This is a genomic window from Microbacterium sp. GQ128 (assembly GCF_059758615.1).
This window is the reverse complement of sequence record NZ_JCAXDY010000001.1, coordinates 322612-346098: the sequence shown is the minus strand read 5'-3', so window position 1 is coordinate 346098 and position 23487 is coordinate 322612. Positions and strand designations below refer to the sequence as shown.

Here is a 23487-nt window from a genome sequence, read left to right as displayed (position 1 = left end):
AAGACCACATGGCTTTCACCAACGATGAGGTCCTCGCAGGCCTCGCAGAGCTGATCACCGACGAGACCGGCATCAACGCCTCCGAGGTCGCCCTCGAGAAGTCGTTCACCGATGACCTCGACATCGACTCCATCTCGATGATGACGATCGTCGTCAACGCCGAGGAGAAGTTCGGCGTCACCATCCCCGACGACGAGGTCAAGAACCTGAAGACCGTCGGCGACGCCGTCAACTTCATCGTCGCGGGCCAGGAGTAATCCCGGCAGGATGCCACCCCCGCACCGCGCGGGAGTGGCATCCTCCGCCCTGCCCTCTCATCCCCTTCGACGTTCGACAAGGAACCACACCCCATGACCAAGCGCATCGTCGTCACCGGCATCGGCGCCACGTCCGCCATCGGCGGCACGGCCCCGGAGAACTGGACGAACCTGCTGGCCGGCATGTCCGGCACCCGCACGCTCGAACACGACTGGGTTCAGCAGTACGAGCTGCCCGTCACCTTCGCCGCCGAGGCGATCGTGCGCCCGGAAGAGGTGCTCCCCCGCCACGAGGCCAAGCGCCTCGATCCGTCGTCGCAGTTCGCTCTCATCGCGGCCCGCGAGGCGTGGGCGGACGCCGGCTCCCCCGAAGTCGCTCCCGAGCGCCTCGGCATCGACTTCGCCACCGGCATCGGCGGACTCTGGACCCTCCTGGACGCCTGGGACACGCTTCGCGAGAAGGGCCCGCGACGGGTCATGCCGCTGACGGTCCCGATGCTCATGCCGAACGCCGCTGCGGGCAACCTCTCGCTGCAGTTCGAGGCTCGCGCCTATGCGCAGACCGTCGTCAGCGCGTGCGCCTCCAGCACGGAGTCGATCATCCACGCTTTCCACCACCTGCAGGACGGCCTCGCCGACGTCGTGATCGCCGGTGGCACCGAGTCCGCGATCCACCCGATCACGATGGCCTCGTTCGCGTCGGCGCAGGCGCTGTCGCGTAGGAACGACGACCCGGCCCACGCGTCACGCCCCGGCGCGATCGACCGTGACGGGTTCGTCATGGGCGAGGGCGCAGCCGCATTGATCCTCGAGACCGAGGAGCACGCGAAGGCTCGCGGCGCCAAGATCTACGGCTACGTGCTCGGCGGCGGAGTCACAGCCGACGCGTACCACATCACCGGGAACGACCCCGAGGGCAACGGCGCAGCACGGGCCGTCACGCAGGCGCTCGCAGAGGCCGGCGTCACAGCCGACCAGGTCACCCACATCAACGCGCACGCCACGTCGACACCGGTCGGTGACCCGAACGAGTATGTCGCTCTCAAGAAGGTCTTCGGCGACCGGATCGACGAGATTCCCGTGTCGGCGACCAAGGCCTCCACCGGTCACCTGCTCGGTGGTACGGGGGCCCTGGAGGCGATCTTCTCGCTGCTCGCCCTGCGCGACCGCGTCGCTCCGCCGACCATCAACATGACCGAGCCCGACCCGGCGGTCCCGTTCCGCCTTTCCGGCGAGGCCACGCCGCTCGGCGACGGTCCGCAGATCGCGATCAGCAACTCGTTCGGGTTCGGCGGACACAACGCCGTGCTGGTCGTCGCCAGCGCGGACTGACGCTGCAGACAAGAAGAGAGGCCCTCGGGATTCCGGGGGCCTCTCTTCGTGTCTGCAGGCCGTCGATCGCCCGTGACCTGGTTCCGATCGCGGTCAGGCGCGCAGCGCCCCGAGCCGGCGCGAGCGCGCTTCGCGGATGCGTGTGATGCGCGGCAGGAACCACCCGATCAGCGGGCCGACACCGAACGCGAAAAGCACCGTCCCGACGCCCACAGGACCGCCGAGGAGGAAGCCGACGAGCAGCACGCCGCCTTCGATCAGCGTGCGGACGAGCCACACCGCCCACCCGGTGCGTCGGACCAACCCGGTCATCAGGCCGTCGCGCGGACCGGGACCGAAGTCGGCGGCGATGTAGAGACCCGTCGCGAAGGCGAGGAGGAGGAGACCGAAGACGAACATGGGGGCGCCGATCCAGACCGAGGCCGGCTGCGGGATCAGGAACAGCGCGAGATCGGCACTGGGGCCGACCAGGAGCGCGTTCAGAACGGTCCCCAGCCCGACCCGCTGACGCAACGGGATCCACAGCAGCAGCACCACGATCGAGACGAGCACGGTCATGACGCCGTACCCGACTCCGGTCTGACCGGCGAGCCCCAGCGCCAGCACATCCCACGGCGCCACCCCGATGCCGCCGCGCACCATGAAGCCGAGCGCCACGCCATAGAGGAAGAGGCCGACGAGCAGCTGTACGAGCCTCTCGACGAGGTCACGCCGGCTGGCGGCGGCCACAGGAAGGAACACAGAGCGGAGGAGCATCCTTCCACTCTGGCCCGTCGCTCCGACTCCGAGGCGAATCCACTCGCCGCAAAGTGGCATGCGCACATCAGACCACTTTGCGCCAGGATGGAGGCATGGGATCACGACTCGTCGAGCAGCTCGGGGCGAACAATGTCGCAGGCGCGACGGCCATGGCGCTGGCCGATCGCATCAGGGCTCTGATCCTCGACGGTCGACTCACGGTCGGCGAGCGTCTGCCGAGTGAACGAGCCCTCGCGCTGGAGCTGCGGCGTTCGCGTTCGACCATCACTCGCGCCTACGGACTGCTCGAGACCGATGGTTATGTCTCCCGCCTGCACGGAGGAAGCACCCGGGTGATGCTCCCCCACGGTCAGGCTGCGGGGAGTACGGAACCCGATGACGACGCCATCGACCTCTCGATCGCCTCGATGGATTCGACGCCAGGTCTGTATGACGCCACAGTACGTTCCCTTCCCCGCCTCGCTGCCCTGCGCGGCACCAGCGGCTACTCGTTGCGAGGCCTCCCCGAACTGCGAGAGGCCATCGCGCAGCGCTTCCGCGATCGCGGAGCCCCGACCTCCGCAGACGAGATCATCATCACCTCAGGGGCACTCAACGCGGTGAACCTGATCCTGACGGCCATCGGACGTCGGGGCGAGCGGGCGCTGGTCGAGCAGCCGACGTTCCCGCACGCGCTCGAAGCGCTGCATCGGCACGGCTACCGTTTGGTGCCCACGCCCGTCGACGTCGACGGCTGGGACACCCGCCATCTGAACGAGACACTCCTCGGGTCGCGTCCGCACATCGCATACCTCATCCCCGACTTCCACAACCCCACCGGCGCGACGCTGCCCGACGATGAGCGCTCGCGGATCGTCACGACGGCCCGGAACGTCGGCGCCCACCTCATCGTCGACGAGACGACTGCGGAACTCGACATCGATCGCGGATGGACACCCGCGCCGATGGCCGCGAGCGGACCGAATGTCATCACCGTCGGATCGATGTCGAAGATCGCCTGGGGCGGGATGCGTATCGGCTGGATCCGCGCGGAGCGCTCGGTGATCGCACGACTGCTCGCCGTGCGCCCCTCCTTCGAGCTGGGTACCGCGCTGCTCGAACAGTGCATCGCCGTGGAACTGCTCGACGACATGCCGGCACTGACGTCTCATGTCCGCCGCAGGTTGCTCGCCGGACGCGAGGCGGTGGAGCGCGGCGTTTCCGGAATTCCCGGTTTCCGGATGCCGCCGACCCCGGGCGGCCTCTCGGCATGGATCGACATCGGCGCGCCACTCTCGACCTCACTGTCGCTCGCGGCGCGTGAGCGCGGTGTCATCCTGCCCCCGGGCCCCCGCTTCACCACCGGAGGAGTACTCGAACGTCGCCTGCGCATCCCCATCACCCTCCCGCCGGAGCGGACAGCCGAGGCCATGCAACGACTGGCACTGGCCTGGGACGATGTGCGCGGCGGCGCGCGGTCCCACACCGACGAGTTGCAGCACACCGCGGTCATCTGACCGGCGGCCCACCTCCGCGCGACGAGGACCCCGCCTCGTTTCCGGGGCGGGGTCCTCGTCGTGCGAAGCGGGGATACGTCTTCTCAGCGTCCGGGATGATTCACCGGCATCCGATACTCACGCCTCCCCCGCTCCCGGTCTGTGGTGTCGGCTAGCCGACCTTGTGCAGCCAGACGACCCTGGCGTCATCGCTTGCATGACGGAACGGCTCCAGCTCCTCGTCCCAGGCGGACCCGAGCGCGATGTCGAGCTCGCGCTGCAACTCGATCGCACTCCCCGCGGCGATCTCCATCGCGTAGCGGATCCGGTCCTCGCCGATGACGATGTTGCCGGCGGCATCCGTCTGCGCGTAGTGGATGCCGAGGTCGGGCGTGTGCAGCCAGCGCCCGCCATCACTGCGCGGCGTGGGGTCTTCGGTCACTTCGAACCGCAAGTGCTCCCACCCTCGGATGGAGGTCGCGAGAGCAGCACCGGTGCCGACGGGGCCGTCCCAGTAGAACTCGGCGCGCCGGGCACCTTCGAGGACGGGCTGCTCGGTCCAGTCGAAATTCACCGCACGCCCGATAGCGCGACCCACCGCCCATTCGAGGTGCGGGCAGAGCGCGCGAGGCGCAGAGTGGATGAACACCACTCCGCGTGCGTAAGCCGTCGCCATGATCTCTCCGTTTCATCAGGTGCGTCTTCCCCAACGACCTGAACCACGAAGTGGCGAGAATATGCGGTTGTGGGCCCATTCTCGCGGAGTTCGACGGAAATCACAAGCATGTGATTCCACGACGAAGGCCCCGGTCACGGGGACCGGGGCCTTCGATGTGATCAGAGGAGGATCAGGCCTCGCTCATGGCCTGCTTGACCTGCTGGCCCTTTGCCGCGTAGTAGGCCGCGCGAGCAGCATCCTTGCGCGCCTGCTCGGCGTAGCCGAACTCCAGCGTCTCCTGGTCGACCTCGTAGTTGGGCACGTCGTCGGTGCCGTTGTACTTCTCGATGTAGGCGTCGAGCTCGGGGCCCGAGGTCCACGACGTGATGAGGCAGTAGCGCGGCTCGGTGCCGTTGTGCGTGGCGGCGTGCCACAGACGCTGCGTGTCGACGATGAGCTGCGCACCGGCCGGAAGGGCGATGCGGTACTCGATGCTCGGGTCGGTGCGGTTCTCACGCAGGACGAAGTAGCTGTCCTTGTCGTCCGTCAGGTTGAAGAAGCCGCGGACCACCCAGCCGGTGCCGTCGGGGTTCAGACGGTTGTTGTCGTCCTGGTGGAGGTTGTAGAGGCATTCGCCGTACGGGGTCGGCTGCAGCTCGATCACACGGCAGCGTCCGACGTTGGCGCCGGGCTCCTGCGCGCGACGCGTCAGGTTCGGAGCCTTCTCGATCTGCGAGTCGATCCAGACGCCGTCCTTGTCGGTGCGCGGCGGCTTGTGGTTCCAGAAGCCGTTGCACTCGATGTCACCGAAGGCACTGGCGAGCGGCGCGAAGCGGGTGTCACCCGACGACTTCCAGTCGTTGTACTCGATGTCGAGCCATTCCTTGGGGTCGAGCTCCTGGTTGTAGCTGTCGAGGACGACGAATCCCTTTTCCTCGAGGGCAGCGGACTTGATGTAACCCATGATCGAGTCATGTTCCTTTCATCGGGGGCCAGCACGTTTTAACAGGCCCTGATTAGGCAAGCCTAACAGCGAAGCCCGCGAGCCCTTCGGAGGTCGGCCGTGGATAACCGAATAGACTGATCGGGGCGCCCGGCGAGTCCTCGGCACCCGTCGCTATGGGAGGACGAGACACCAGAATGAGCACCGCGACCAACGTCGAGGCGACGGCAGTCAACACGATCGAGTGGCTCGCGGCGGGTACCACCACCATCGTCGTCCCCGTCTATCAGCGGCAGTACCGCTGGGACATCGGCGGGTGCGAGCGCCTCCTCTCCGACATCCGCGCCGTCGCGCGGGAGGACGACGCACACCGCCACTTCATCGGCTCGATCCTCTCCGCCGAAGACGGCACATCGGCCGATTCCGACCTGATCCTCATCGACGGCCAGCAGCGCATCACCACGCTGATGCTGCTGGTCGCCGCGCTGCACCACGCGATCCGCGACACCGATGCCGCTCTCGCCGCTGCGCTGGAACGAGTTCTCGTCCGTGCCGACGCACCCGGCCGCACCAAGCTGCGTCCGCACGATGCGTGGGCCGACCTGTACGAGTCCGTCGTGCTCGACCGTCGGGACGACGCCGATCGCGAGTCCCGCTTCGACGACAACTACGCCTTCTTCCGCAGCCAGATCCATGTGGATGAGGTCCCGCTCATCTGGCGCGGGCTGCAGAAGCTCGAGCACGTGTCGATCACCCTCGGAGCCCAGGCGAACGCCCAGCAGATCTTCGAGAGCCTGAACTCGACGGGCGAGCCGCTGCGTGACCACGAGCTCATCCACAACTACATCCTGATGGGGCTCAGCCACGCGGAGCAGGTCGATGTCGAAGCCCGCTTCTGGGTGCCGATCGAGCACCACACCGGTGAGGCCATCGGCGCTTTCTGGCGGCACTATCTCGTGCTCGTCACGGGCCGGGAGGTGGCCGCGAACGGCGAGCACGGCGTGTACAGCGCGTTCCGACAGTCGTTCCCCCGCGTCGACGTCAACCACCTGCAGGCGGATGCGGCCGAGTGGCGCCACTACGCCGAGGTGTACGGCATACTCCTCGATCCCTCGCGGGAAAAGGATCCCGAGATCGCGCGACAGCTGCGGCACGTGAACACCTTCGGGCGCTCGTCGTACCCCCTCGTGATGAGTGTCTACAGCGACCACGCCCGGGGAGTCATCGATCGTGCCGAGCTTATCGAGACGCTGGAGTGGATCCAGGCTCTGTACCTCCGCCGCGCGCTGGTCAACCTTCCCGCCGAGCGGCTCATCGCCCGACTCTGCCGCGCACGACGCGAGGGTCGCGATTCGCTCGCGCGCGCCTTCGCCCGCATCACCCCCTCCGACGAGCGCGTGAGCGCCGTGCTGAAGTACAGCGAACTCCCCCACCCCGCGTATGTGCTCGGTCGCCTGGAGGGCGTCGACGATGTCGACGAGTTCGACGTCGAGCACATCGTGCCCACCGTCCCCGGCGACGCCTGGTCGGGCGATGGAGAGCGCTTCTGGAGCGATTACTCCGAGGACGAGCAGAACAGCCACCGGGCGCTCGCCCCGACTCTCGGCAACCTGACCCTGCTCGAGCAACCGCTCACCGAGCGCGTTTTCGGAGCCTCGTTCCCGGTCAAGCGTGCAGAGGCCTACGCCCGCAGCGCGGTGCCGGCGACCCGCGAGCTGTCCGAGGTCGCAGCGTGGAACACGTCGGCGATCACGCAGCGCACAGTCGCACTCACGTCCGACCTGATCCGCATCTGGGCGCGCCCCGCGCTTCCGGAGATCGACGACGACGGCCTGACCCCGATCTTGGATGCCGTGCGCCGGCGCGGCTGGCCCACCGGCTGGGAAGGCGAGTTCGACTACGTCGAGTACCGCGGTGAGCGGTGGGAGGTACCCGACGTGAAGTATCTCTTCAACCGGGTCTTCCGGCGCGCATGGACCGACACGAGGGCCGCTGCACTCGCCTACTGCGCCGCCCACGGCGGACCGATCTACCAGGACATGGCCTGGAAGGGCCAGTGGGACGAGCTCGACGAATCCCACTTCCTCTACATGGGCTGGGACTCCAACTACATGATGACCGCCGTGCAGGGGGTGCTCGAGGAGTCGGGCATCGCCTCGGAGGTCTTCGTCAAATACTCCTACATCGGGAATGTGATGTGACCATGACCACCGTCGTCCGCCAGCTGCTGGATCTCACCGTCGAAGAGCACACGCTCACCGTCCCGCTCGTCTGGGACGACCCCGCCGACTCCCGCACCATCGACATCTTCGCGCGCGTGGTCGCCCGCGAAGGCGGTGAGTCCCTCCCCTATCTGGTCTTCCTGCAGGGCGGACCGGGGCACGAGGCTCCCCGCCCGTTCCACTCTTCGACATCGCCGGCCTGGCTGGATGAAGCCCTCGCCCACTACCGCCTGGTGCTCCTCGATCAGCGCGGCACGGGGCAATCGACCCCGGTCGGCGATCACGATCTCGCCCGCGGCGCCGAGGCCGTGGCCGAGCACCTGACCCATCTGCGCGCCGACTCCATCGTGCGCGACTGCGAGGCGATCCGCGAACACCTGGGTGCTGCCACCTGGAGCGTGCTCGGGCAGTCCTTCGGCGGCTTCACGACGCTGGCCTATCTCTCGACGGACGCGTCCTCGCTGCAGGACGTCTTCATCACGGGAGGCCTCAGCGCGATCGGACGCCACCCCGATGATGTGTATGCGCTCTGCTACGAGAAGATGCGCACGACGTCCGAGCGGTACTACCGTCGGTTCCCGGAGCACCGCGACGCCATGCGACGGCTCGTCGACCTGGCGGATGCCGGCGACATCGTGCTCCCCGACGGCGAGGTCGTGTCCCGATCGCGGTTGCGGTCGATGGGCTCAGCCCTCGGCACGAACGACGGCTGGCAGACCGTCTGGACGCTGCTCGAGCGCGACCCGTCCTCGAATGCCTTCCGGTACGACCTGATGCACGCGATGCCCTTCGGCGGCCGCAATCCGCTGTACTTCGCGTTCCACGAGTCGAGCTACGCCGATGGCCACTCCACGCGATGGTCGGCGGAGCGCACGGAGCCCTCCGACTTCCGCGACGACCCGACGCTCTTCACCGGCGAGCACATCCGGCGCGAGTGGACCGAGACGGTTCCCGCGTTCCAGCCGTGGCGCGACGTCACCCTCGCGCTCGCGGAACACGAATGGCCGAGCATCTACGACGCGGAGGCGATCGCCGCGTCCGGGGCGACAGGCGCCGCCGCCGTCTACGTCGACGACGTGTACGTGCCGATGGAGTTCTCCCTCGAGACGGCACGCCTGCTCCCCGACGTGAAGCTCTGGGTGACCAGCGAGCACGAGCACAACGGGCTGCGCTCGGGGCCGGTGCTGTCGCGCCTCATCGACCTCGCACAGGGCCGCCGCATCCGCTGAGCATGTCCACCCTGAGGGGGATGGACTCTCGCTGAATCTGGCTTACGCTGTCGTCATGAACGAGGTGTTCGGCTGGACCTATGTGGCGATCGTCCTCATCGCAGGGCCGGGTCTCGTCGCCTTCGGCATCGCGCACACGTTCTCCCGGAAGCCCGTAGAAGAGAAGTACGACGGCGCAGGCGGCGGGTTCGGCGGCTCCTTCGATGCGATCTGGATGCCGTCAGCATATGAGGCCGCGCTCGAGCGCGACCGGCAGACGCAGCGGACGGCGCCGGCGCCCTCGCCCGGTGACCCGCCGAGCCGCATCGACGCCGGTCGCATCGTCATCGACGTCTGAGACCGCCAGCCAAGCGCCAGACGAACGAAGAAGGCCCCACGCTCCGAGGAGCATGGGGCCTTCTTCGTGGCAGTCGTTACTTGGACGAGCCGCCGAAGCCCTTGAAGCGCTGGTTGAACTTCTCGACGCGGCCGGCCGAGTCCATGATGCGCTGCTTGCCCGTGTAGAACGGGTGCGACGCGGACGAGATCTCGACATCGATGACGGGGTACTCCACGCCGTCCAGCTCGATGGTCTTGTCGCCGGTCACGGTCGAACGGGTGAGGAACGTCTCGCCCGAGCCGAGGTCGCGGAACACGACAGCCTTGTACTCGGGGTGAATGTCAGTCTTCATGGGATTCCTTAGTTGCTGCCCTGGATTGTGCCAGGGACGAGGGAAGTCTGCGGTGCGGAAGCACCAAGGGTCGATTCTATCAGACCTGGATCAGGATGCTGCGCGGGCGGCGTAGCGGCCGTCTTCACTGCTGAGCACGATCGGCATGCCGAACGTGTCAGTGAGAGCTTCGGCCGTGAGCGTCTCGGCGATCGGTCCGGCCGCGACGATCGCGCCGTCGCGAATCAGCATCACGTGCGTGAAGCCCACCGGGATCTCCTCGACGTGGTGGGTCACCATCAGCATCGCGGGCGTCGTCGGCGAGGACGCGTAGCCGCTGAGCAGCGCCAGCAGCTCTTCCCGCGACCCGAGATCGAGCGAGGCCGTCGGCTCGTCGAGCAGCAGGAGTTCCGGGTCGGTCATCACGGCGCGCGCGATCTGCACGCGCTTCTGCTCGCCGTCGCTGAGCGTGCCGAACGTGCGGTCCGCGAGGTGGTCGAGGCGCCAGTCCGCCAGGACGCGGAGCGCGCGGCGCTCGTCGATGTCCTCATAGTTCTCGTTCCAGCGGCCGAGGACCGAGTACGCCGCGGTGAGCACGGTGTTGAGCACCGTCTCGTCACGGGGGACGCGCTTGGCCATGGCGGACGACGCGAAGCCGATGCGCGGACGCACCTCGAACACGTCGGTACGACCCAGGGTCTCCCCCAGCACGGTGACGGTGCCGGAGGTCGGGTGCATGAGCGTGTCGGCCAGCTGCAGGAGGGTGGTCTTGCCCGCCCCGTTCGGTCCGAGGATCACCCATCGCTGATCGTCGTCGACCTCCCAGGTCACGTGATCGATGATGTTGCGTCCTTCACGGCGCACGACGACGTCGGTGAATTCCAGAGCGCTCGGCATGGTTCCAGCCTATCGGCTCAGGCGGTGAGCTCCGCGTAGAGCGCGCGCGTCGTCTCCGCGATGGCGGCCCAGCTGAAGTCGTCCCGTGCGCGCTCGCGTCCGGCTTCGCCGTAGGCCCGTGCCCGCTCCGGATCCATGGCCACCTCGGTGAGCACGGTAGCCAGATCCGCCACGTAGCGCTCCGGATCCACCGGCGTACCGGTGCCGTCCTGCAGCTGTTCGATCGGCACGAGCCGACCCGTGACACCGTCGGAAACGACCTCGGGTATGCCCCCGGTCGCGGTGCCGACGACCGCCGCACCGCACGCCATCGCCTCGAGGTTCACGATGCCGAGCGGTTCGTAGACGGAGGGGCACACGAACGTGGTCGCGGCGGTGAGAATGGCCGACAGCTCATCGCGCGGCAGCATCCGCTCCACCCAGATGACGCCGTCACGCGTCTCCTGCAGCAACCGCACCCCCTCCTGCACCTCGGCCATGATCTCCGGGGTGTCCGGGGCGCCCGCGCACAGCACCAGCTGCACCTCGGGCGGCAGGAGCCGGGCAGCTTGCAGCAGATACGGCAGCCCCTTCTGCCGCGTGATCCGACCGACGAACACCACCGACGGTCGCGCGGGGTCCATCCCGATCGACTGGAGGAAGGCCGCGTCCTGCACCGGACGCCAGCGCTCGACGTCGATGCCGTTGTGGATCACGCGGACCTTCGCAGGATCGACCTGGGGGTAGCTGCGGAGGATGTCGGCGCGCATGCCGGCGCTCACCGCGATCACAGCGGCGGCGTTCTCGTACGCGAGGCGCTCGATGCCGCTGGAGATCGCGTACCCGCCGCCCAACTGCTCGGCCTTCCACGGACGGAGGGGCTCCAGGCTGTGCGCGGTGAGCACGTGCGGGATGCCGTGCAGCTGCGAGGCGAGGTGACCGGCGAAGTTGGCGTACCAGGTGTGACTGTGCACGAGGTCGGCGTCGGCGATGGCGGACACGATCTCGAGATCCGTGCCCAGAGTCTGCAGCGCGGGGTTCGCTCCGGCGAGCTCCGCGGGCGTGCGATAGGCGAAGGTATCGGGCTCGTCGCGGGTCGCGCCGAACGCGCGCACCCGCACGTCGACGTGCTCTCGAAGCGCGGCGACGAGTTCCGCGACATGCACTCCGGCACCGCCGTAGACCTCGGGCGGGTACTCCTTCGTGATCATTTCGACTCGCATGTCTGAACGCTAGTACAGCGGCCGCGAACGCATCTATGGTGGAGCCATGTCCGCTCCAAAGAAGGTCTTCGGGATCATCCTCGCCGGCGGCGAGGGCAAGCGCCTCATGCCGCTCACGGCGGATCGCGCGAAACCCGCAGTGCCCTTCGGCGGACAGTACCGATTGATCGACTTCGCGATCTCGAACCTCATCAACTCCGGGCTCCGGCAGATCGTCGTGCTGACGCAGTACAAGTCGCACAGCCTCGACCGGCACATCTCGCAGACCTGGCGCATGTCGGCACTCCTCGACTCGTACGTGACCTCGGTCCCCGCGCAGCAGAGACTCGGCAAGCGATGGTTCTCCGGATCCGCCGACGCGATCCTGCAGAGCATGAACCTGATCAACGACGAGAAGCCCGACATCGTCGTGGTCATCGGCGCCGACCACGTGTACCGCATGGACTTCCGGCAGATGCTCGAGGCGCACATCGAATCCGGTGCGAAGGCGACGGTCGCCGGCATCCGTCAGCCCCTCGCGCTGGCTTCGCAGTTCGGGGTGATCGACGCCGACGCCGAATCCGGGCGCATCAAGCAGTTCCTGGAGAAGCCGACCGACATCGCCGGCCTCGAGGACTCCCCGCACGAGGTGCTGGCCTCGATGGGCAACTACATCTTCGACGCCGACGCGCTCATCGCCGCCGTCGAGGCCGACGGCGAGTCACCGACATCCGGGCACGACATGGGCGGCGACATCGTCCCGTACTTCGTCGACCGCGGCGAGGCCGGCTACTACGACATGAAGCAGAACGACGTCCCCGGGTCTTCGCCGCGCGATCGCTCGTACTGGCGAGATGTGGGGACCATCGACTCGTTCTTCGACGCGCACCGCGACCTGATCTCGACTCTGCCCGTCTTCAATCTCTACAACATGGAGTGGCCGATCCACTCGCAGGCGGTCAACTCCCCGCCCGCGAAGTTCGTGCGCGACTCGGTCGGCCGCATCGGCAACGCGATCGACTCGATCGTCTCGCTCGGGTCGGTGCTGTCCGGCACCCACCTGGAGCGCAGCGTGGTCGGCCCCTGGACGCTCGCCGGCGGCGGCTCGACAATCACGGACTCCGTCGTCTTCGACCACGTCCACGTGGGACAGGGTGCGCGCATCCACCGGGCGATCCTCGACAAGAACGTGGTGCTGGCCGACGGGGCCACGGTGGGCGTCGACCGCGAGCGGGACCTCGCACGGGGTTTCACCGTGACGGACTCCGGCATCACGGTCGTCGGCAAGGGCGTCTTCATCGAGCGCTGACGGCGTCACGCGGCGCTTCGGACCGCCCGGTGATCGATAGGCTCGACGGGTGACCGCCGCGCGCTTCCTCGTCGTCCTCGATGCCGATTCCACCCTGATCCGCAACGAGGTGATCGAGCTGCTCGCCGACGAGGCAGGTCGCCGCGCCGAGGTGCAGGCGGCGACCGAGGCGGCGATGCGCGGCGAGGTCGACTTCGCCGCGAGCCTCCGCTCCCGCGTCGCCGCTCTTCAGGGCGTGCCGGTCTCGGCGTTCGAGCGGGTGCGTGCACGGATCGAACCGACGCCCGGAGTACGCGAGCTCACCGCGGCCGTCCACGACCGCGGGGGCGTCGTCGGAGTCGTGTCCGGGGGCTTCCACGAGATCCTCGACCATGTCGCGCCGGGACTCGGCGTCGACCGGTGGCGCGCCAATCGTCTCGAGATCGCCGACGAGAAACTCACCGGTCGTGTCGACGGCGGGATCGTCGACGGGGCGGCCAAGGCCACCTCACTCCAGGAGTGGGCAGCGGAACTCGGCGTGCCCCCGCACGCGACGATCGCGATCGGCGACGGGGCGAACGACCTGCAGATGATGGGGGTCGCCGGACTCGGTCTGGCCTTCAACGCCAAGCCCGCCGTCCGCGAGGCCGCGAGTCTCGTCATCGGACCGCAGGACCTGTCCGAGGTCATCGCACTCCTGCCGTCGTCCGGGCCTCTGGTGGATGTCCGCCCCCGCCGCTAGCGTCGGCACATGGACATCATCCTCATCCCCGGACTCTGGCTCGACGCCTCGAGCTGGGACGACGTGATCCCCGCTCTCGAACGGTCGGGGCACCGCGTGCACGCCCTCACCATGCCGGGGCTCGGTGAGCCCGCGGCTGTCACCTCCGACATCGGCATCGCCGACTGGGTCGACGCCGCCGTCGCCGCGGTCGACGAGGTCGACGGCGATGTCGTGGTCGTCGGCCACAGCGGAGGCGGCAACGTCGCATGGGGTGTCGCCGATGCGCGCCCCGACCGCGTGAGCCAAGTGATCTTCGTCGACACCGTCCCCCCGCCGCCCGGAAACGGGATCAGCGAGTTCCCGATCGTCGACGGGGTCGTTCCCTTTCCCGGCTGGGATTTCTTCGAGGACGAAGACGTGCACGACCTCGATGAGGCCACACGCGCGCGCACGGCGCCGCTCACATCCAGCGTCCCCGCACGAGTGCCCACCGACGGCGTCTCCCTCACCGACCCCGCGCGCTACCGCGTGCCGGTGACACTGCTCATGGGAGACCTCGACCAGGCGACATTCGAGGGCATGATCGACCAGTGGGGGCCGTTCGCCGAGGAGTACCGCGCGATCGAAGACGCCGAGGTCATCCGGATCGGTTCCGCCCACTGGCCGCAGTTCACCGTTCCCGATCGTCTCGCCGAACTGCTCGACGGGGCGATCACCCGCTGACGGTGCAGGGTGGGGTCAGTGCCCCATCCCGAGGCCGCCGTCCACGGGGATGACCGCTCCGGAGATGTACCCGGCGTCGTCGCCGGCGAGCCAGGTCACGACACCCGCGACCTCATCGGGAGTGGCGAACCGTCCGGCCGGGATGTTCGCCTTGTACTGCTTCTGCGTCTCTTCCGGGAGTTCCGCCGTCATGTCGGTCTCGATGAACCCCGGGGCGACGACGTTGGCTGTGATGCCTCGCGCGCCGAGCTCGCGGGTGATCGAACGGGCGAAGCCGACGAGCGCGCTCTTCGACGCGGAGTAGTTGACCTGCCCCGCGGAACCGTACAGCCCGACGACGCTCGAGATCAGGATGATGCGGCCGAAACGTGCGCGGAGCATGCCCTTCGATGCCCGCTTGACGACCCGGAAGGTGCCGCCGAGGTTCGTTGCGACGACGCTGTCGAAATCGTCTTCGCTCATGCGCAGGAGCAACGTGTCCTTGGTGATGCCGGCGTTCGCGACGACGATCTCGACCGGGCCGAGCTGCTGCTCCACCTCGGTGAACGCCGCGTCGAGAGCTGCGGCATCCGTCACGTCGGCACGGACGGTGAGAGTCCCCTCCGGGCCTTCGCCGCTGCGGGCCGTGACGGCGACGCGGTAGCCGTCGCGCACGAAGCGCTCCGCGATGGCGCGGCCGATGCCGCGATTGCCGCCGGTGACGAGGACGACGCGCTCAGCACTCATGGGGGGACACTCCTGATCTGGCCGGTCGGCCCGCGGTCCCGGGCCGTCATCGATCCTATCGACCATGCCGCCGCCGACTGCTCCCGGGCGCCCGGGTCGGCCGCGTCTTGGCGTTTGACAGACGGGAACGCTGCTGGAACCCTGATCGAGACGAAAGGCTTCATCGTGAGCGACAACCGCATCCCCTCTCCCGGTGGCGAGCCGCCGTTGACACCGCCGTCCGCGCCCGCCGCGCCCGCGGCCACTCCGGCACTTCCCGCCGACCCGGTGCGGCCCGCCCCACAGCCGACGCAGAGCCACCCGGGAGCCGCGCCGACCTACGCACCTCCGGGATATCCGGCATCCGGCGCCCCGGCGCCTGCGGCGCCCCAGCCGGGATACGCTCCCCCACCCGCACAGCCCGGATACGCCCCGGCCTCTCCGCAGCCCGGCTACGCTCCGCCCTCGGCACAGCCCGGCTACGGCGCGGCGCCCACTCAGCCCGGCTATGCCCCGCCGCCTGTGCAGCCCGGTTACGGCGCCTACCCGAGCGCGGGGTCTCCGGCCGCCGCGACCCGTCCCACCAGCCCGCTGGCGGTCGCCTCGCTCATCTGCGGCATCGCCGGGGTCGTCCTGATCTGGGCCATCATCCCGGTGCTGGCATCGATCGCCGCCGTCATCACGGGCCACATGGCTCTCGGGCAGATCAAGCGACAGCCGGGGATCGGAGGACGAGGACTCGCCATCGCCGGGCTCATCCTCGGCTACGCGGTGGTCGCGATCGGCGCGTTCACGATCGTCAGCACCATCATCAGCTTCCTGTTCGTCGGGGTCTTCAGCCTGCCGTTCCTGTTCTCGAGCTGAGTCACCGAACGGCACGCCGGGAGGGCTGCACCGGCGTAGGCTTGGGGCATCGTGAAGAACGCGCGTCAAGTCCCGGCCGTCACCTCACTGCCGCAGTCTCCGCGGGATGAGGCTGATCATCGTGTGCGCCGTTACGCGTTGACGATGACCATCCGCATCGTGTGCTTCGGGCTCATGGTCCTCGTGCAGCCGTATGGCTGGTACACCTGGGTCTTCGGGATCGCGGCCGCCGTGCTGCCGTACATCGCCGTCGTCTTCGCGAACGCCGGAAGCGACAGCAACGAGACCACCGCGGAGTCGCCTCTGCGCGAGCTGGAGGCTTCGGAGCCCGCCCCGATCGAGTCCGAGGCACCTGCCCCGCAGGTGTTCACGATCCACGAAGGCCCGAAAGAGCGATGACAGACCTCGAGTGCTCGCGCGCCGGCTGCCGGAGCGCGGCGACCAGACAAGTGGTGTGGCGAAATCCCCGCATCCATGCCGCCGACCGCGAGAAGGTCTGGCTGGCCTGTGACGACCACGTCGACTTCCTCCGCGACTACCTGGCCGCACGGGACTTCCCGGTGACCGTCCGCGACGGTGTTCCCGCATGAGCCGGCGTCTGACCCGGTGGGCGGTGTATGTGCTCATCGCGATCGGCTTCGCGATCGCGTGCGTGTTCCTGTCGAACTGGCAGTTCGAGCGGAACGAGACCCGTGCCGCGCAAATCGAACTCGTCGAGCAGAACTATGATGCGGATCCCGTTCCGCTGGCCGAGGTCATCGGCGAGGACGGTGCACTCGATCCCTCCGACGAATGGCGCCCGGTCACGTTGCAGGGCGAGTACCTCGCCGACCAGCAGCTCCTGGTGCGCAACCGCCCGCACGGCGGGACGAGCGCCTTCGAGGTTCTGGTGCCGTTCCGCAACGCCGACGGACGCGTGTTCATCGTGGATCGCGGCTGGGTGGCGCCGGGCGAGGGTGCTGAGCCCGACTCGGTGCCGTCGCCGCCGCCGGGCGAGGCCGAGGTGACGGTGCGCCTGCGGCCCGGAGAACAGCTGCCCGCATCCGGTCGCGGCGCGCCGCAAGGACAGGTGCCGACCATCCATCTGCCCTCGATCGCCGCGCTGACCGACGGGGATGTGATCACCAGCGCCTACGGCCGCGTCGTGTCCGAGGAGCCGGCCGGATCCGGCGCGCTGGGTGGCTTCGACTCCCCCACCGACGACCCGGGCCCCCACCTCTCTTACGCGATCCAGTGGATCCTGTTCGCGCTGATGGGGTTCATCTTCATCGGCTACATCATCCGTACCGAGATCGTGAAGCACCGCGAGGAGGTCGAAGGCGCGCCGGCCCCCGTGAAGACTCCGCGGCGCAAGGACCACGACGCCGACGTCGAGGACGAGCTGCTCGACGTCCGCTGACCGACTCGCGCGGTGTCAGTCCGTCCAGGGCATCGGCCGCTCGGGCAATCGGGAACTGTCGTCCGGCAGGCGGGGCAGCTCCTCGCCGCCCGCGCGGATGCACAGCCACCGCAGCTCGCCGATGCTGTCCGGCCGCGCACGCCAGGTGCGGGCGACGCCCTGCCCCACTCGGATCACCGTGCCCGGTCCCACCTCGACGACGTCGTCATCCAGCCCCATCTGGCCACGACCGTCGAGGAACACGTAGACCTCTTCGATCTTCCGGTGCACGTGCCAGTAGCCGGCCTCTTCGCCGGGCTCGAGCGCATTCGCGGTCATGCCGATGTACTGCATGGTCAGCTCATGGTCGACGACTCGGCGACCATCCCGCGACCGCGCCGCATCGAATCCGCCGTGGTGCGTGCGCCACTCATCGAGCGCTCCGATATCGACCACCTGATAACTGCTCATGCGGGCTCCTTCACGTTCTCTCGCCTGTCGGCCCCTCGCCCGGTCACCACGCAGGTCCACCCCGTCTCCGTGCGCTCGTAGACGATCCGCGAGTGATCGCGTTCGGGCGAACCCTGCCAGAACTCGACTCGTGCGGCGACGATCCGCCAGAGGACCCACTCCCCTGGTCTGACACCCTCACGGGCGGCCGCGGAGCGCGCGGCGAGGTCTGCGGCGCTCTCCGCGGCTGACCCCTCTTGGACCCGTCCGCGGACCCGCACCGCCCGCACGAGCGGCTGCCACCAGAAGTTCAACGCCGCCGCAGGTTGCGCGGCGATCTGCGCAGCCTTTCGAGACGACCGTGGTCCGGCGAAGGCCCATCCACGCTCATCGACGTCTTTGAGGATGAGTGTGCGCGCATCCGGCACGCCGTCGTCATCGACCGTCGCCAGGGTGGCGGCGTGCGGCTCGGGAACGCCTGCGCCGGCGGCCGTCCCGATCCAGTCGAGGAAGAGCGACACCGGATCGTCAGGAAGATCGGCGAGTGCCAGTTGCGGAGCCGCGCCGGTGAGCGCGGGCTGAGCCCGGAGCCACCGGCTGAGCTCTGACGAAAGGAGATCCCGCTCTGTCGACATGCTCCCGACTATGCCACGGGACCAGCGGTCACGCGCCGGATCGTTCAGGCGAGTTCCCTCAGTGCGCGATGATCGGCGATCGGGGTCAGCAGGTCGAGCAGCTCGCCGAGCGTCGCGATCCGACGGGTGTCGCCGGACCAGTTCTGGTGTCCGCCGTCGAAGTGGACGAACTCCGTGCCGAGGTCGTCGGCGATCTCCCGGTCGTGGTTGGTGTCACCGATGATGAGTACTTCGCTCGGCGGGAGGCCGGATGCCGTCAGCCACCGCGCGATGACGTCGTGCTTCGACGCTCGATACGGGTCGTCGATCGACAGGACGTCCTCGAAGGCATCGACCAGACCGTACGGGGCCATCTGCTGCGCCAACGCCTCGGGAAGGGTCGCCGAGGCGAGGACCTGGCGGATGCCGCGTGCGTGGAGCGCCTCGAGTGTGGCACTCGCTTCGGCGTGGAGCGGCGCCTCGCCGACGCGCGACGCCAGCAGGTCGAGGTAGGTCGTCGCGGCCGCCACGAACCTGTCGTCGCCGAGTCCGACGGAGCCGTAGAAGTCGCGGATCGGGAACCGGAACACCGATCGGTACGTGTGCTCATCGGTCAGCGGATCGAGACCGTGCTCCTCGAGCACGGCGTTCATCACCTGACGGCAGATCTCCGCGTCGTCGAGCAGCGTGCCGTTCCAGTCCCAGCACACGGCGCGGATGTGACCCATACTCGTGCCGCCACGCTACAACGGGTCACCGACACGCGCCCGCGCCCCCTGCTAGGCGAGCTCGATGAGGTCCTGGTACTCCTGGCTCCAGATGTCTTCGACGCCGTCGGGCAGGATCAGCACGCGCTCGGGGTTGAGCGATTGCACCGCGCCAGGATCGTGGGAGACGAGGACGACAGCACCCTCGTAGTGCGCGAGGGCACCGAGGATCTCCTCGCGCGAGGCGGGGTCGAGGTTGTTGGTGGGCTCATCGAGCAGCAGCAGGTTTGCCGAGGAGACGACGAGCGTCGCGAGCGACAGACGCGTCTTCTCGCCACCGGACAGGACTCCCGCCGGCTTCAGCACGTCGTCGCCGGTGAACAGGAACGAGCCGAGCACCTTGCGCGCCTCGGTCTCGGTGATGTGGGGCGCGGCCGAGACCATGTTCTCCAGCACCGAGCGGTTCACGTCGAGGTTCTCGTGCTCCTGCGCGTAATAGCCGACCTTGAGGCCGTGGCCCGGCTCGAGCTGCCCGGTGTCGGGCTTGTCGACGCCCGCGAGCATGCGCAGCAGAGTGGTCTTGCCCGCGCCGTTGAGGCCGAGCACGACGACCTTGGAGCCGCGGTCGATGGCGAGGTCGACATCGGTGAAGATCTCGAGCGAACCGTACGACTTCGACAGGCCGCTCGCCATCATCGGGGTCTTGCCGCAGGGCGCAGGCTTCGGGAATCGCAGCTTCGCGACCCGGTCTTCCTGACGGACCTCGTCGAGTCCGGCGAGCAGCTTCTCGGCGCGCGCGATCATCTGGTGCGCCGCCGCGGCCTTGGACGCCTTGGCGCCGAAGCGAGCCGCCTGCAGCTGCAGGGTCGTCGCCTTCTTCTCGGCGTTGGCGCGCTCCTTCTTGCGGCGCTCCTCGTCGGCCACCCGCTGGCGCAGGTAGTTCTTCCAGTTCATGTTGTACGTGTCGATGATCTGGCGGTTCGCGTCGAGGTAGAACACGCGGTTCACGGTCTCACCGACCAGCTCGACATCGTGGCTGATGACGATCAGTCCGCCCTTGTAGCCCTTGAGGAACTCACGCAGCCACACGACGCTGTCCGCGTCGAGGTGGTTGGTGGGCTCGTCGAGGATCATCGTCTCGGCATCGGAGAAGAGGATGCGGGCGAGCTCGATGCGGCGACGCTGACCGCCGGAGAGCGTCGACAGCGGCTGGTCGAGGATGCGGTCCGGGAGTGAGAGGTTGTTCGCGATGGAGGCTGCTTCGGCCTCTGCCGCATATCCACCCTGAGCCTCGAACTGCTCGGTGAGGCGGGCGTAGCGCTTCATCGCCTTGTCGGCGACGGCGGGATCGTCCGAGCCCATCGCGAGTGCCGCCTCGGTCATGCCGAGGTTCAGCTGTCCCAGTCCGCGGGCATCGAGGATGCGCGTGCGCGCGAGGTCTTCAGGGTTGCCGGAGCGCGGGTCCTGCGGCAGGTAGCCGAGCTCGCCGGAGCGCGTCACGCTGCCGCCGGAGGGCAGGACATCACCGGCGAGCACCTTGGTGAGCGTGGTCTTCCCGGCCCCGTTGCGGCCGACGAGTCCGATCTTGTCTCCGTCGGCGACGCGGAACGAGACGTTCTCCATCAGCAGGCGCGCGCCAACGCGGATCTCGAGGTCGTGCACGGCAAGCACAGCGGACGTCCGTTCTTTCAGGGAGGGTGTTCGGCCGATCGGCCAGCCTCCCAGTATAAGCGCCGTGGCCGGGAGCGGCGGTCAGCAAGATCAGCCCGGAGAGTGAGGCGGGCGATACCGCAGAGGGATGACCGCCCGGGTACGCGCTGCATAGCGTGCAGGAGTGGACATCCTCAACGAGCTCATCATGCAGGCCATCGCCTCCCCATGGCTGTACCTGGTCCTGTTCGCGGTCACCGTGATCGACGGCTTCTTCCCGCCGGTGCCGAGCGAGACGGTGCTCGTGGCCGCCGCGGCCGTCGCCGCATCGACGGGCGACGGGAACCTCCTGCTCCTCGGCGCAGTCGCCGCGATCGGCGCGACGATCGGCGACAACATCGCGTTTGTGATCGGCCGCAGTCTCGGCACCACCCGCTTCGCCTGGATGAGGCGCCCCCGCGTGGCTGCGACGTTCGCGTACGCGCAGCAGGCCCTCGATCGGCGCAGCGCCACCCTCATCCTCGGGGCCCGCTACATCCCGGTCGGACGCGTGGCCGTCAACATGTCCGCCGGGGCGCTCGGGTTCCCGTGGCGGCGCTTCCTGCCTCTGAGCCTGATCGCCGGCGCGAGCTGGAGCATCTTCAGCCTGGCGATCGGTCTGCTCGCCGGCGCCTGGATCAAGGACCAGCCACTGCTCAGCGCCGGTCTCGGCATCGTCATCGCACTGGTGATCGGCTTCGTGATCGACCGCATCGCCGCGGCCCGGCGCCGCCGCGCACCCGAGCCGCAACTGGCAGGATGACAGGCATGGCACGCCGACGACAGCGCACACCGTTGCGCCAACGGATCAGCCGCCGCACCTTCGCCCTCTGGGCGCTGGGTGGGGCGGTCGTGGCGTTGTACTCGATCCTCGTGCCGCTCCAGACCATCCTGTCCGGCACTCCACTGCCGCTGTCGTTCATCCTCGGCGCGGTGCTGTGCTTCTCGCCCTTTGTCGCGATCAGCCGCCCGGTATGGGCCATCGGGCTGTTCACCGCGGGGGCGCTCATCCTGCCGCTCACGGTCGTGCCGGAACTCGCGATCCAGTCGCCGTGGCCCTGGTCCGTCCCCGCACTCCTCACGTTCGCCCTCTTCGTCGGCGTGGTCACGTTCCTCCACGGCGCTCGACTCGGAGCCTTCGCACTGATCCTCGGAGCGATCGCCTCTCTGCTGGCGCCCATGCTCCGCCCCGACATGGTGGCCGTGCCCGCGTCGTCCGCCAGCGCCACGGCCGACCTCATCGTCACGACCGCGGTGGCCTCCGCGACCTTCCTCATCGCCGCGCTCGTCGCCGGGCGTGTCCGCGTCGCGGCCGAGCTGACGCGCGAGAAGGAGCACAGTGCTCTCGAGGAAGCCCGTCGTGCGCTCGTGGAGGAACGCACGCGGATCGCGAGGGAGCTGCACGACGTGGTCGCGCACAGCATGTCCGTGATCCAGGTGCAGGCGTCGACCGCCAAGTACCGCATCCCGGCGCTCAGCGACGCGGCGACCGCCGAGTTCGATGACATCGCCGCGACCGCCCGCAGCTCGCTGACCGAGATGCGGCGCATGCTCGGCGTGCTGCGCACCGAGGATCAGACCGCCGAACTCGCTCCCCAGCAGGGCATCGACGACATCCCGGCGCTGGTCGATACCATCCGTCGAGCCGGCGTCGAGGTCGGCCTCGTGCTCGAGGGTGGGGAAGCCGCTGCCGCCGCGACGGCCTCGGTGCAGATCGCCGCATTCCGCATCGTCCAGGAGGCGCTGAGCAACGCGGTGCGACATGCTCCCGGTGCCCGCATCGCCGTACGGCTGCACGCGGAGGCTCGCAGCATCCGCATCCAGGTGCACAACGGAGCGCCGCCCCGTGCCTCCGACGGCCCCGGCGGCGGCTACGGGTTGCGTGGCATGCGCGAGCGTGCCGAGATCCTGGGCGGCAGCCTCTCGGCCGGCCCCGCATCCGATGACGGCTGGGATGTGGAGGCTGTGCTCCCCCTGAGCGCCGACGACTCCGGCGTAGAAACGGCCACTTCGCTCGACAAGGAGAATCCGTGACAATCAGCGTCCTCATCGCCGATGACCAGGCCATGGTGCGTGCCGGCTTCGCCGCTCTGCTCGATGCCCACGACGGGATCCGGGTGGCAGGTCAAGCGGCGAACGGCGCCGAGGCCGTCACCCTGGCGGCGCGTCTGGATCCGGACGTGATCTTGATGGACGTGCGCATGCCGGAACTCGACGGGATCGAAGCCACTCGGCGGATTCTCGGTCCGTCGTATCCGGCCGCCCATGTCCCCCGGATCCTGATGCTCACCACGTTCGACATCGACGACTACGTGTACGACGCCCTCGAGGCCGGCGCCAGCGGATTCCTGCTGAAAGACGCGCTGCCCGAGGAGCTCGTGCACGCGGTTCGCGTCGTGGCGGACGGGGACGCACTCCTCGCGCCGAGCGTCACCCGACGCATGATCGAGCAGTTCGCCGGTCGCAGGCCCCGCGCACCGCGCTCGGCCACCACGCTCGCCGAGCTCACCGACCGCGAGCGCGAAGTGCTGGTCCTGATCGGGAAGGGGCGCTCCAACACCGAGATCGCCGCCGACCTGTTCATCGCGGAGCAGACCGTCAAGACGCACGTCGGCAAGGTGCTCGCCAAGCTGAACCTACGCGACCGCGTGCACGCCGTGATCCTCGCCTACGACACCGGACTCGTCGAGCCGTCTTCCTGACTCACACCCTCGTAGGGGGTCGTAACGGCACCCGAGGGTG

At 68.5% G+C, this 23487-nt stretch carries 27 protein-coding genes; 16 read left to right on the top strand and 11 right to left on the bottom strand.

What is annotated here, in order from left to right; translation table 11 throughout:
• Positions 1 to 8 precede the first annotated feature (8 nt).
• Both AC6CHX_RS01685 and AC6CHX_RS01680 read left to right on the top strand, forming a co-directional pair.
• A complete protein-coding gene (locus AC6CHX_RS01685; RefSeq protein ID WP_017202249.1) occupies positions 9 to 257 on the top strand; it encodes an acyl carrier protein in 249 nt (82 codons plus the stop codon).
• A 93-nt stretch (positions 258 to 350) separates the two neighbouring features.
• Positions 351 to 1589, top strand: coding sequence for a beta-ketoacyl-[acyl-carrier-protein] synthase family protein (locus AC6CHX_RS01680; protein WP_498271404.1), 1239 nt, complete (start codon positions 351 to 353; stop codon positions 1587 to 1589).
• Positions 1590 to 1682: 93 nt separating this feature from the next.
• On the opposite strand, the gene yczE is transcribed toward AC6CHX_RS01680, so the two are convergent.
• Positions 1683 to 2345, bottom strand: coding sequence for a membrane protein YczE (gene yczE, locus AC6CHX_RS01675; protein ID WP_136042064.1), 663 nt, complete (start codon positions 2343 to 2345; stop codon positions 1683 to 1685).
• A gap of 95 nt (positions 2346 to 2440) precedes the next feature.
• On the opposite strand from yczE, the gene yczR reads away from it, so the two are divergent.
• Positions 2441 to 3844, top strand: coding sequence for a MocR-like transcription factor YczR (gene yczR, locus AC6CHX_RS01670; RefSeq protein ID WP_498271403.1), 1404 nt, complete (start codon positions 2441 to 2443; stop codon positions 3842 to 3844).
• Between the two features lie 151 nt (positions 3845 to 3995).
• Here the strand turns inward: yczR and AC6CHX_RS01665 are convergent, their stop codons facing one another.
• Together AC6CHX_RS01665 and AC6CHX_RS01660 are read right to left on the bottom strand one after the other, a co-directional pair.
• The gene (locus tag AC6CHX_RS01665) at positions 3996 to 4499 is read right to left on the bottom strand and encodes a DUF3145 domain-containing protein (RefSeq protein WP_136042062.1); all 504 of its coding nucleotides are present in this window, start codon (positions 4497 to 4499) and stop codon (positions 3996 to 3998) included.
• Positions 4500 to 4671: 172 nt separating this feature from the next.
• Positions 4672 to 5445: a hypothetical protein gene (locus tag AC6CHX_RS01660; protein ID WP_376106306.1), complete on the bottom strand. Its 774-nt coding sequence runs from the start codon at positions 5443 to 5445 to the stop codon at positions 4672 to 4674.
• A gap of 176 nt (positions 5446 to 5621) precedes the next feature.
• Between AC6CHX_RS01660 and AC6CHX_RS01655 the strand changes: the two genes are divergently transcribed.
• The 3 genes from AC6CHX_RS01655 to AC6CHX_RS01645 are packed head-to-tail and all read left to right on the top strand — an operon-like array spanning position 5622 to position 9212.
• A complete protein-coding gene (locus tag AC6CHX_RS01655) occupies positions 5622 to 7625 on the top strand; it encodes a DUF262 domain-containing protein (RefSeq protein ID WP_498271402.1) in 2004 nt (667 codons plus the stop codon).
• A complete protein-coding gene (locus AC6CHX_RS01650) occupies positions 7622 to 8875 on the top strand; it encodes an alpha/beta fold hydrolase (protein WP_498271401.1) in 1254 nt (417 codons plus the stop codon). Before AC6CHX_RS01655 ends, AC6CHX_RS01650 begins: the two co-directional genes overlap by 4 nt.
• Positions 8876 to 8930: 55 nt before the next feature.
• The gene (locus tag AC6CHX_RS01645; protein WP_136042058.1) at positions 8931 to 9212 is read left to right on the top strand and encodes a hypothetical protein; all 282 of its coding nucleotides are present in this window, start codon (positions 8931 to 8933) and stop codon (positions 9210 to 9212) included.
• Positions 9213 to 9288: 76 nt separating this feature from the next.
• Here AC6CHX_RS01645 and AC6CHX_RS01640 read toward each other — a convergent pair whose 3' ends face one another.
• The 3 genes from AC6CHX_RS01640 to glgA form a co-directional block, all read right to left on the bottom strand.
• On the bottom strand, positions 9289 to 9546 hold the full coding sequence (locus tag AC6CHX_RS01640; protein WP_028501712.1) for a type B 50S ribosomal protein L31: 258 nt from the start codon (positions 9544 to 9546) through the stop codon (positions 9289 to 9291).
• A 90-nt stretch (positions 9547 to 9636) separates the two neighbouring features.
• Positions 9637 to 10422, bottom strand: coding sequence for an ABC transporter ATP-binding protein (locus AC6CHX_RS01635; protein ID WP_029261777.1), 786 nt, complete (start codon positions 10420 to 10422; stop codon positions 9637 to 9639).
• Positions 10423 to 10439: 17 nt separating this feature from the next.
• The gene (glgA, locus tag AC6CHX_RS01630; RefSeq protein WP_498271400.1) at positions 10440 to 11624 is read right to left on the bottom strand and encodes a glycogen synthase; all 1185 of its coding nucleotides are present in this window, start codon (positions 11622 to 11624) and stop codon (positions 10440 to 10442) included.
• Between the two features lie 46 nt (positions 11625 to 11670).
• Between glgA and glgC the strand changes: the two genes are divergently transcribed.
• Genes glgC through AC6CHX_RS01615 form a run of 3 tightly spaced genes read left to right on the top strand, consistent with a single transcriptional unit; the run spans position 11671 to position 14338 of the window.
• Positions 11671 to 12912: a glucose-1-phosphate adenylyltransferase gene (gene glgC, locus AC6CHX_RS01625; protein ID WP_498271399.1), complete on the top strand. Its 1242-nt coding sequence runs from the start codon at positions 11671 to 11673 to the stop codon at positions 12910 to 12912.
• A gap of 49 nt (positions 12913 to 12961) precedes the next feature.
• A complete protein-coding gene (serB, locus tag AC6CHX_RS01620; protein ID WP_498271398.1) occupies positions 12962 to 13633 on the top strand; it encodes a phosphoserine phosphatase SerB in 672 nt (223 codons plus the stop codon).
• Between the two features lie 9 nt (positions 13634 to 13642).
• Complete coding sequence (locus tag AC6CHX_RS01615; RefSeq protein ID WP_498271397.1) at positions 13643 to 14338, top strand: alpha/beta fold hydrolase; 696 nt, start codon at positions 13643 to 13645, stop codon at positions 14336 to 14338.
• Between the two features lie 15 nt (positions 14339 to 14353).
• Here AC6CHX_RS01615 and AC6CHX_RS01610 read toward each other — a convergent pair whose 3' ends face one another.
• Positions 14354 to 15064: a beta-ketoacyl-ACP reductase gene (locus AC6CHX_RS01610; protein ID WP_029261772.1), complete on the bottom strand. Its 711-nt coding sequence runs from the start codon at positions 15062 to 15064 to the stop codon at positions 14354 to 14356.
• 165 nt (positions 15065 to 15229) lie between these two features.
• On the opposite strand from AC6CHX_RS01610, the gene AC6CHX_RS01605 reads away from it, so the two are divergent.
• Genes AC6CHX_RS01605 through AC6CHX_RS01590 form a run of 4 tightly spaced genes read left to right on the top strand, consistent with a single transcriptional unit; the run spans position 15230 to position 17306 of the window.
• Positions 15230 to 15907 (top strand): DUF4190 domain-containing protein, encoded by a 678-nt coding sequence (locus AC6CHX_RS01605; RefSeq protein ID WP_498271396.1) that lies wholly within the window; start codon positions 15230 to 15232, stop codon positions 15905 to 15907.
• Positions 15908 to 15958: 51 nt separating this feature from the next.
• Positions 15959 to 16306 carry a DUF3099 domain-containing protein gene (locus AC6CHX_RS01600; RefSeq protein WP_498271395.1) on the top strand — a complete coding sequence of 116 codons (348 nt, stop codon included), beginning with the start codon at positions 15959 to 15961 and terminating at the stop codon, positions 16304 to 16306.
• Positions 16303 to 16497, top strand: a complete 195-nt coding sequence (locus AC6CHX_RS01595; RefSeq protein ID WP_498271394.1) for a hypothetical protein — start codon at positions 16303 to 16305, stop codon at positions 16495 to 16497. The genes AC6CHX_RS01600 and AC6CHX_RS01595 overlap by 4 nt, the downstream gene beginning before the upstream one ends.
• Complete coding sequence (locus AC6CHX_RS01590) at positions 16494 to 17306, top strand: SURF1 family cytochrome oxidase biogenesis protein (protein WP_498271393.1); 813 nt, start codon at positions 16494 to 16496, stop codon at positions 17304 to 17306. The genes AC6CHX_RS01595 and AC6CHX_RS01590 overlap by 4 nt, the downstream gene beginning before the upstream one ends.
• Before the next feature lie 15 nt (positions 17307 to 17321).
• Here the strand turns inward: AC6CHX_RS01590 and AC6CHX_RS01585 are convergent, their stop codons facing one another.
• Genes AC6CHX_RS01585 through abc-f form a run of 4 tightly spaced genes read right to left on the bottom strand, consistent with a single transcriptional unit; the run spans position 17322 to position 20727 of the window.
• On the bottom strand, positions 17322 to 17756 hold the full coding sequence (locus tag AC6CHX_RS01585) for a cupin domain-containing protein (protein WP_498271392.1): 435 nt from the start codon (positions 17754 to 17756) through the stop codon (positions 17322 to 17324).
• Positions 17753 to 18370, bottom strand: coding sequence for a pyridoxamine 5'-phosphate oxidase family protein (locus tag AC6CHX_RS01580; protein WP_498271391.1), 618 nt, complete (start codon positions 18368 to 18370; stop codon positions 17753 to 17755). Before AC6CHX_RS01580 ends, AC6CHX_RS01585 begins: the two co-directional genes overlap by 4 nt.
• Positions 18371 to 18414: 44 nt before the next feature.
• Positions 18415 to 19077: an HAD family hydrolase gene (locus AC6CHX_RS01575; RefSeq protein ID WP_498271390.1), complete on the bottom strand. Its 663-nt coding sequence runs from the start codon at positions 19075 to 19077 to the stop codon at positions 18415 to 18417.
• Positions 19078 to 19128: 51 nt separating this feature from the next.
• The gene (gene abc-f, locus AC6CHX_RS01570) at positions 19129 to 20727 is read right to left on the bottom strand and encodes a ribosomal protection-like ABC-F family protein (RefSeq protein ID WP_376106346.1); all 1599 of its coding nucleotides are present in this window, start codon (positions 20725 to 20727) and stop codon (positions 19129 to 19131) included.
• A gap of 163 nt (positions 20728 to 20890) precedes the next feature.
• Here abc-f and AC6CHX_RS01565 point away from each other — a divergent pair, with 163 nt between their 5' ends.
• Genes AC6CHX_RS01565 through AC6CHX_RS01555 form a run of 3 tightly spaced genes read left to right on the top strand, consistent with a single transcriptional unit; the run spans position 20891 to position 23447 of the window.
• Positions 20891 to 21508, top strand: coding sequence for a DedA family protein (locus AC6CHX_RS01565; protein WP_136042044.1), 618 nt, complete (start codon positions 20891 to 20893; stop codon positions 21506 to 21508).
• A gap of 5 nt (positions 21509 to 21513) precedes the next feature.
• Positions 21514 to 22779, top strand: a complete 1266-nt coding sequence (locus AC6CHX_RS01560; protein WP_498271389.1) for a sensor histidine kinase — start codon at positions 21514 to 21516, stop codon at positions 22777 to 22779.
• On the top strand, positions 22776 to 23447 hold the full coding sequence (locus AC6CHX_RS01555; RefSeq protein ID WP_498271388.1) for a response regulator: 672 nt from the start codon (positions 22776 to 22778) through the stop codon (positions 23445 to 23447). Before AC6CHX_RS01560 ends, AC6CHX_RS01555 begins: the two co-directional genes overlap by 4 nt.
• The last annotated feature ends 40 nt before the right edge of the window (positions 23448 to 23487 follow it).

Bases quoted from the DNA above. Each gene is read 5' to 3' on its own strand.
- AC6CHX_RS01595 (WP_498271394.1), top strand. From the start codon at position 16,303: ATGACAGACCTCGAGTGCTCGCGCGCCGGCTGCCGGAGCGCGGCGACC.
- AC6CHX_RS01640 (WP_028501712.1), bottom strand. From the start codon at position 9,546: ATGAAGACTGACATTCACCCCGAGTACAAGGCTGTCGTGTTCCGCGAC.
- AC6CHX_RS01610 (WP_029261772.1), bottom strand. From the start codon at position 15,064: ATGAGTGCTGAGCGCGTCGTCCTCGTCACCGGCGGCAATCGCGGCATC.
- glgC (WP_498271399.1), top strand. From the start codon at position 11,671: ATGTCCGCTCCAAAGAAGGTCTTCGGGATCATCCTCGCCGGCGGCGAG.
- AC6CHX_RS01685 (WP_017202249.1), top strand. From the start codon at position 9: ATGGCTTTCACCAACGATGAGGTCCTCGCAGGCCTCGCAGAGCTGATC.
- AC6CHX_RS01590 (WP_498271393.1), top strand. From the start codon at position 16,494: ATGAGCCGGCGTCTGACCCGGTGGGCGGTGTATGTGCTCATCGCGATC.
- AC6CHX_RS01615 (WP_498271397.1), top strand. From the start codon at position 13,643: ATGGACATCATCCTCATCCCCGGACTCTGGCTCGACGCCTCGAGCTGG.
- yczR (WP_498271403.1), top strand. From the start codon at position 2,441: ATGGGATCACGACTCGTCGAGCAGCTCGGGGCGAACAATGTCGCAGGC.
- AC6CHX_RS01660 (WP_376106306.1), bottom strand. From the start codon at position 5,445: ATGGGTTACATCAAGTCCGCTGCCCTCGAGGAAAAGGGATTCGTCGTC.
- AC6CHX_RS01655 (WP_498271402.1), top strand. From the start codon at position 5,622: ATGAGCACCGCGACCAACGTCGAGGCGACGGCAGTCAACACGATCGAG.
- glgA (WP_498271400.1), bottom strand. From the start codon at position 11,624: ATGCGAGTCGAAATGATCACGAAGGAGTACCCGCCCGAGGTCTACGGC.
- AC6CHX_RS01635 (WP_029261777.1), bottom strand. From the start codon at position 10,422: ATGCCGAGCGCTCTGGAATTCACCGACGTCGTCGTGCGCCGTGAAGGA.
- AC6CHX_RS01575 (WP_498271390.1), bottom strand. From the start codon at position 19,077: ATGGGTCACATCCGCGCCGTGTGCTGGGACTGGAACGGCACGCTGCTC.
- AC6CHX_RS01560 (WP_498271389.1), top strand. From the start codon at position 21,514: ATGGCACGCCGACGACAGCGCACACCGTTGCGCCAACGGATCAGCCGC.
- yczE (WP_136042064.1), bottom strand. From the start codon at position 2,345: ATGCTCCTCCGCTCTGTGTTCCTTCCTGTGGCCGCCGCCAGCCGGCGT.
- AC6CHX_RS01680 (WP_498271404.1), top strand. From the start codon at position 351: ATGACCAAGCGCATCGTCGTCACCGGCATCGGCGCCACGTCCGCCATC.
- AC6CHX_RS01580 (WP_498271391.1), bottom strand. From the start codon at position 18,370: ATGTCGACAGAGCGGGATCTCCTTTCGTCAGAGCTCAGCCGGTGGCTC.
- AC6CHX_RS01665 (WP_136042062.1), bottom strand. From the start codon at position 4,499: ATGGCGACGGCTTACGCACGCGGAGTGGTGTTCATCCACTCTGCGCCT.
- AC6CHX_RS01645 (WP_136042058.1), top strand. From the start codon at position 8,931: ATGAACGAGGTGTTCGGCTGGACCTATGTGGCGATCGTCCTCATCGCA.
- AC6CHX_RS01585 (WP_498271392.1), bottom strand. From the start codon at position 17,756: ATGAGCAGTTATCAGGTGGTCGATATCGGAGCGCTCGATGAGTGGCGC.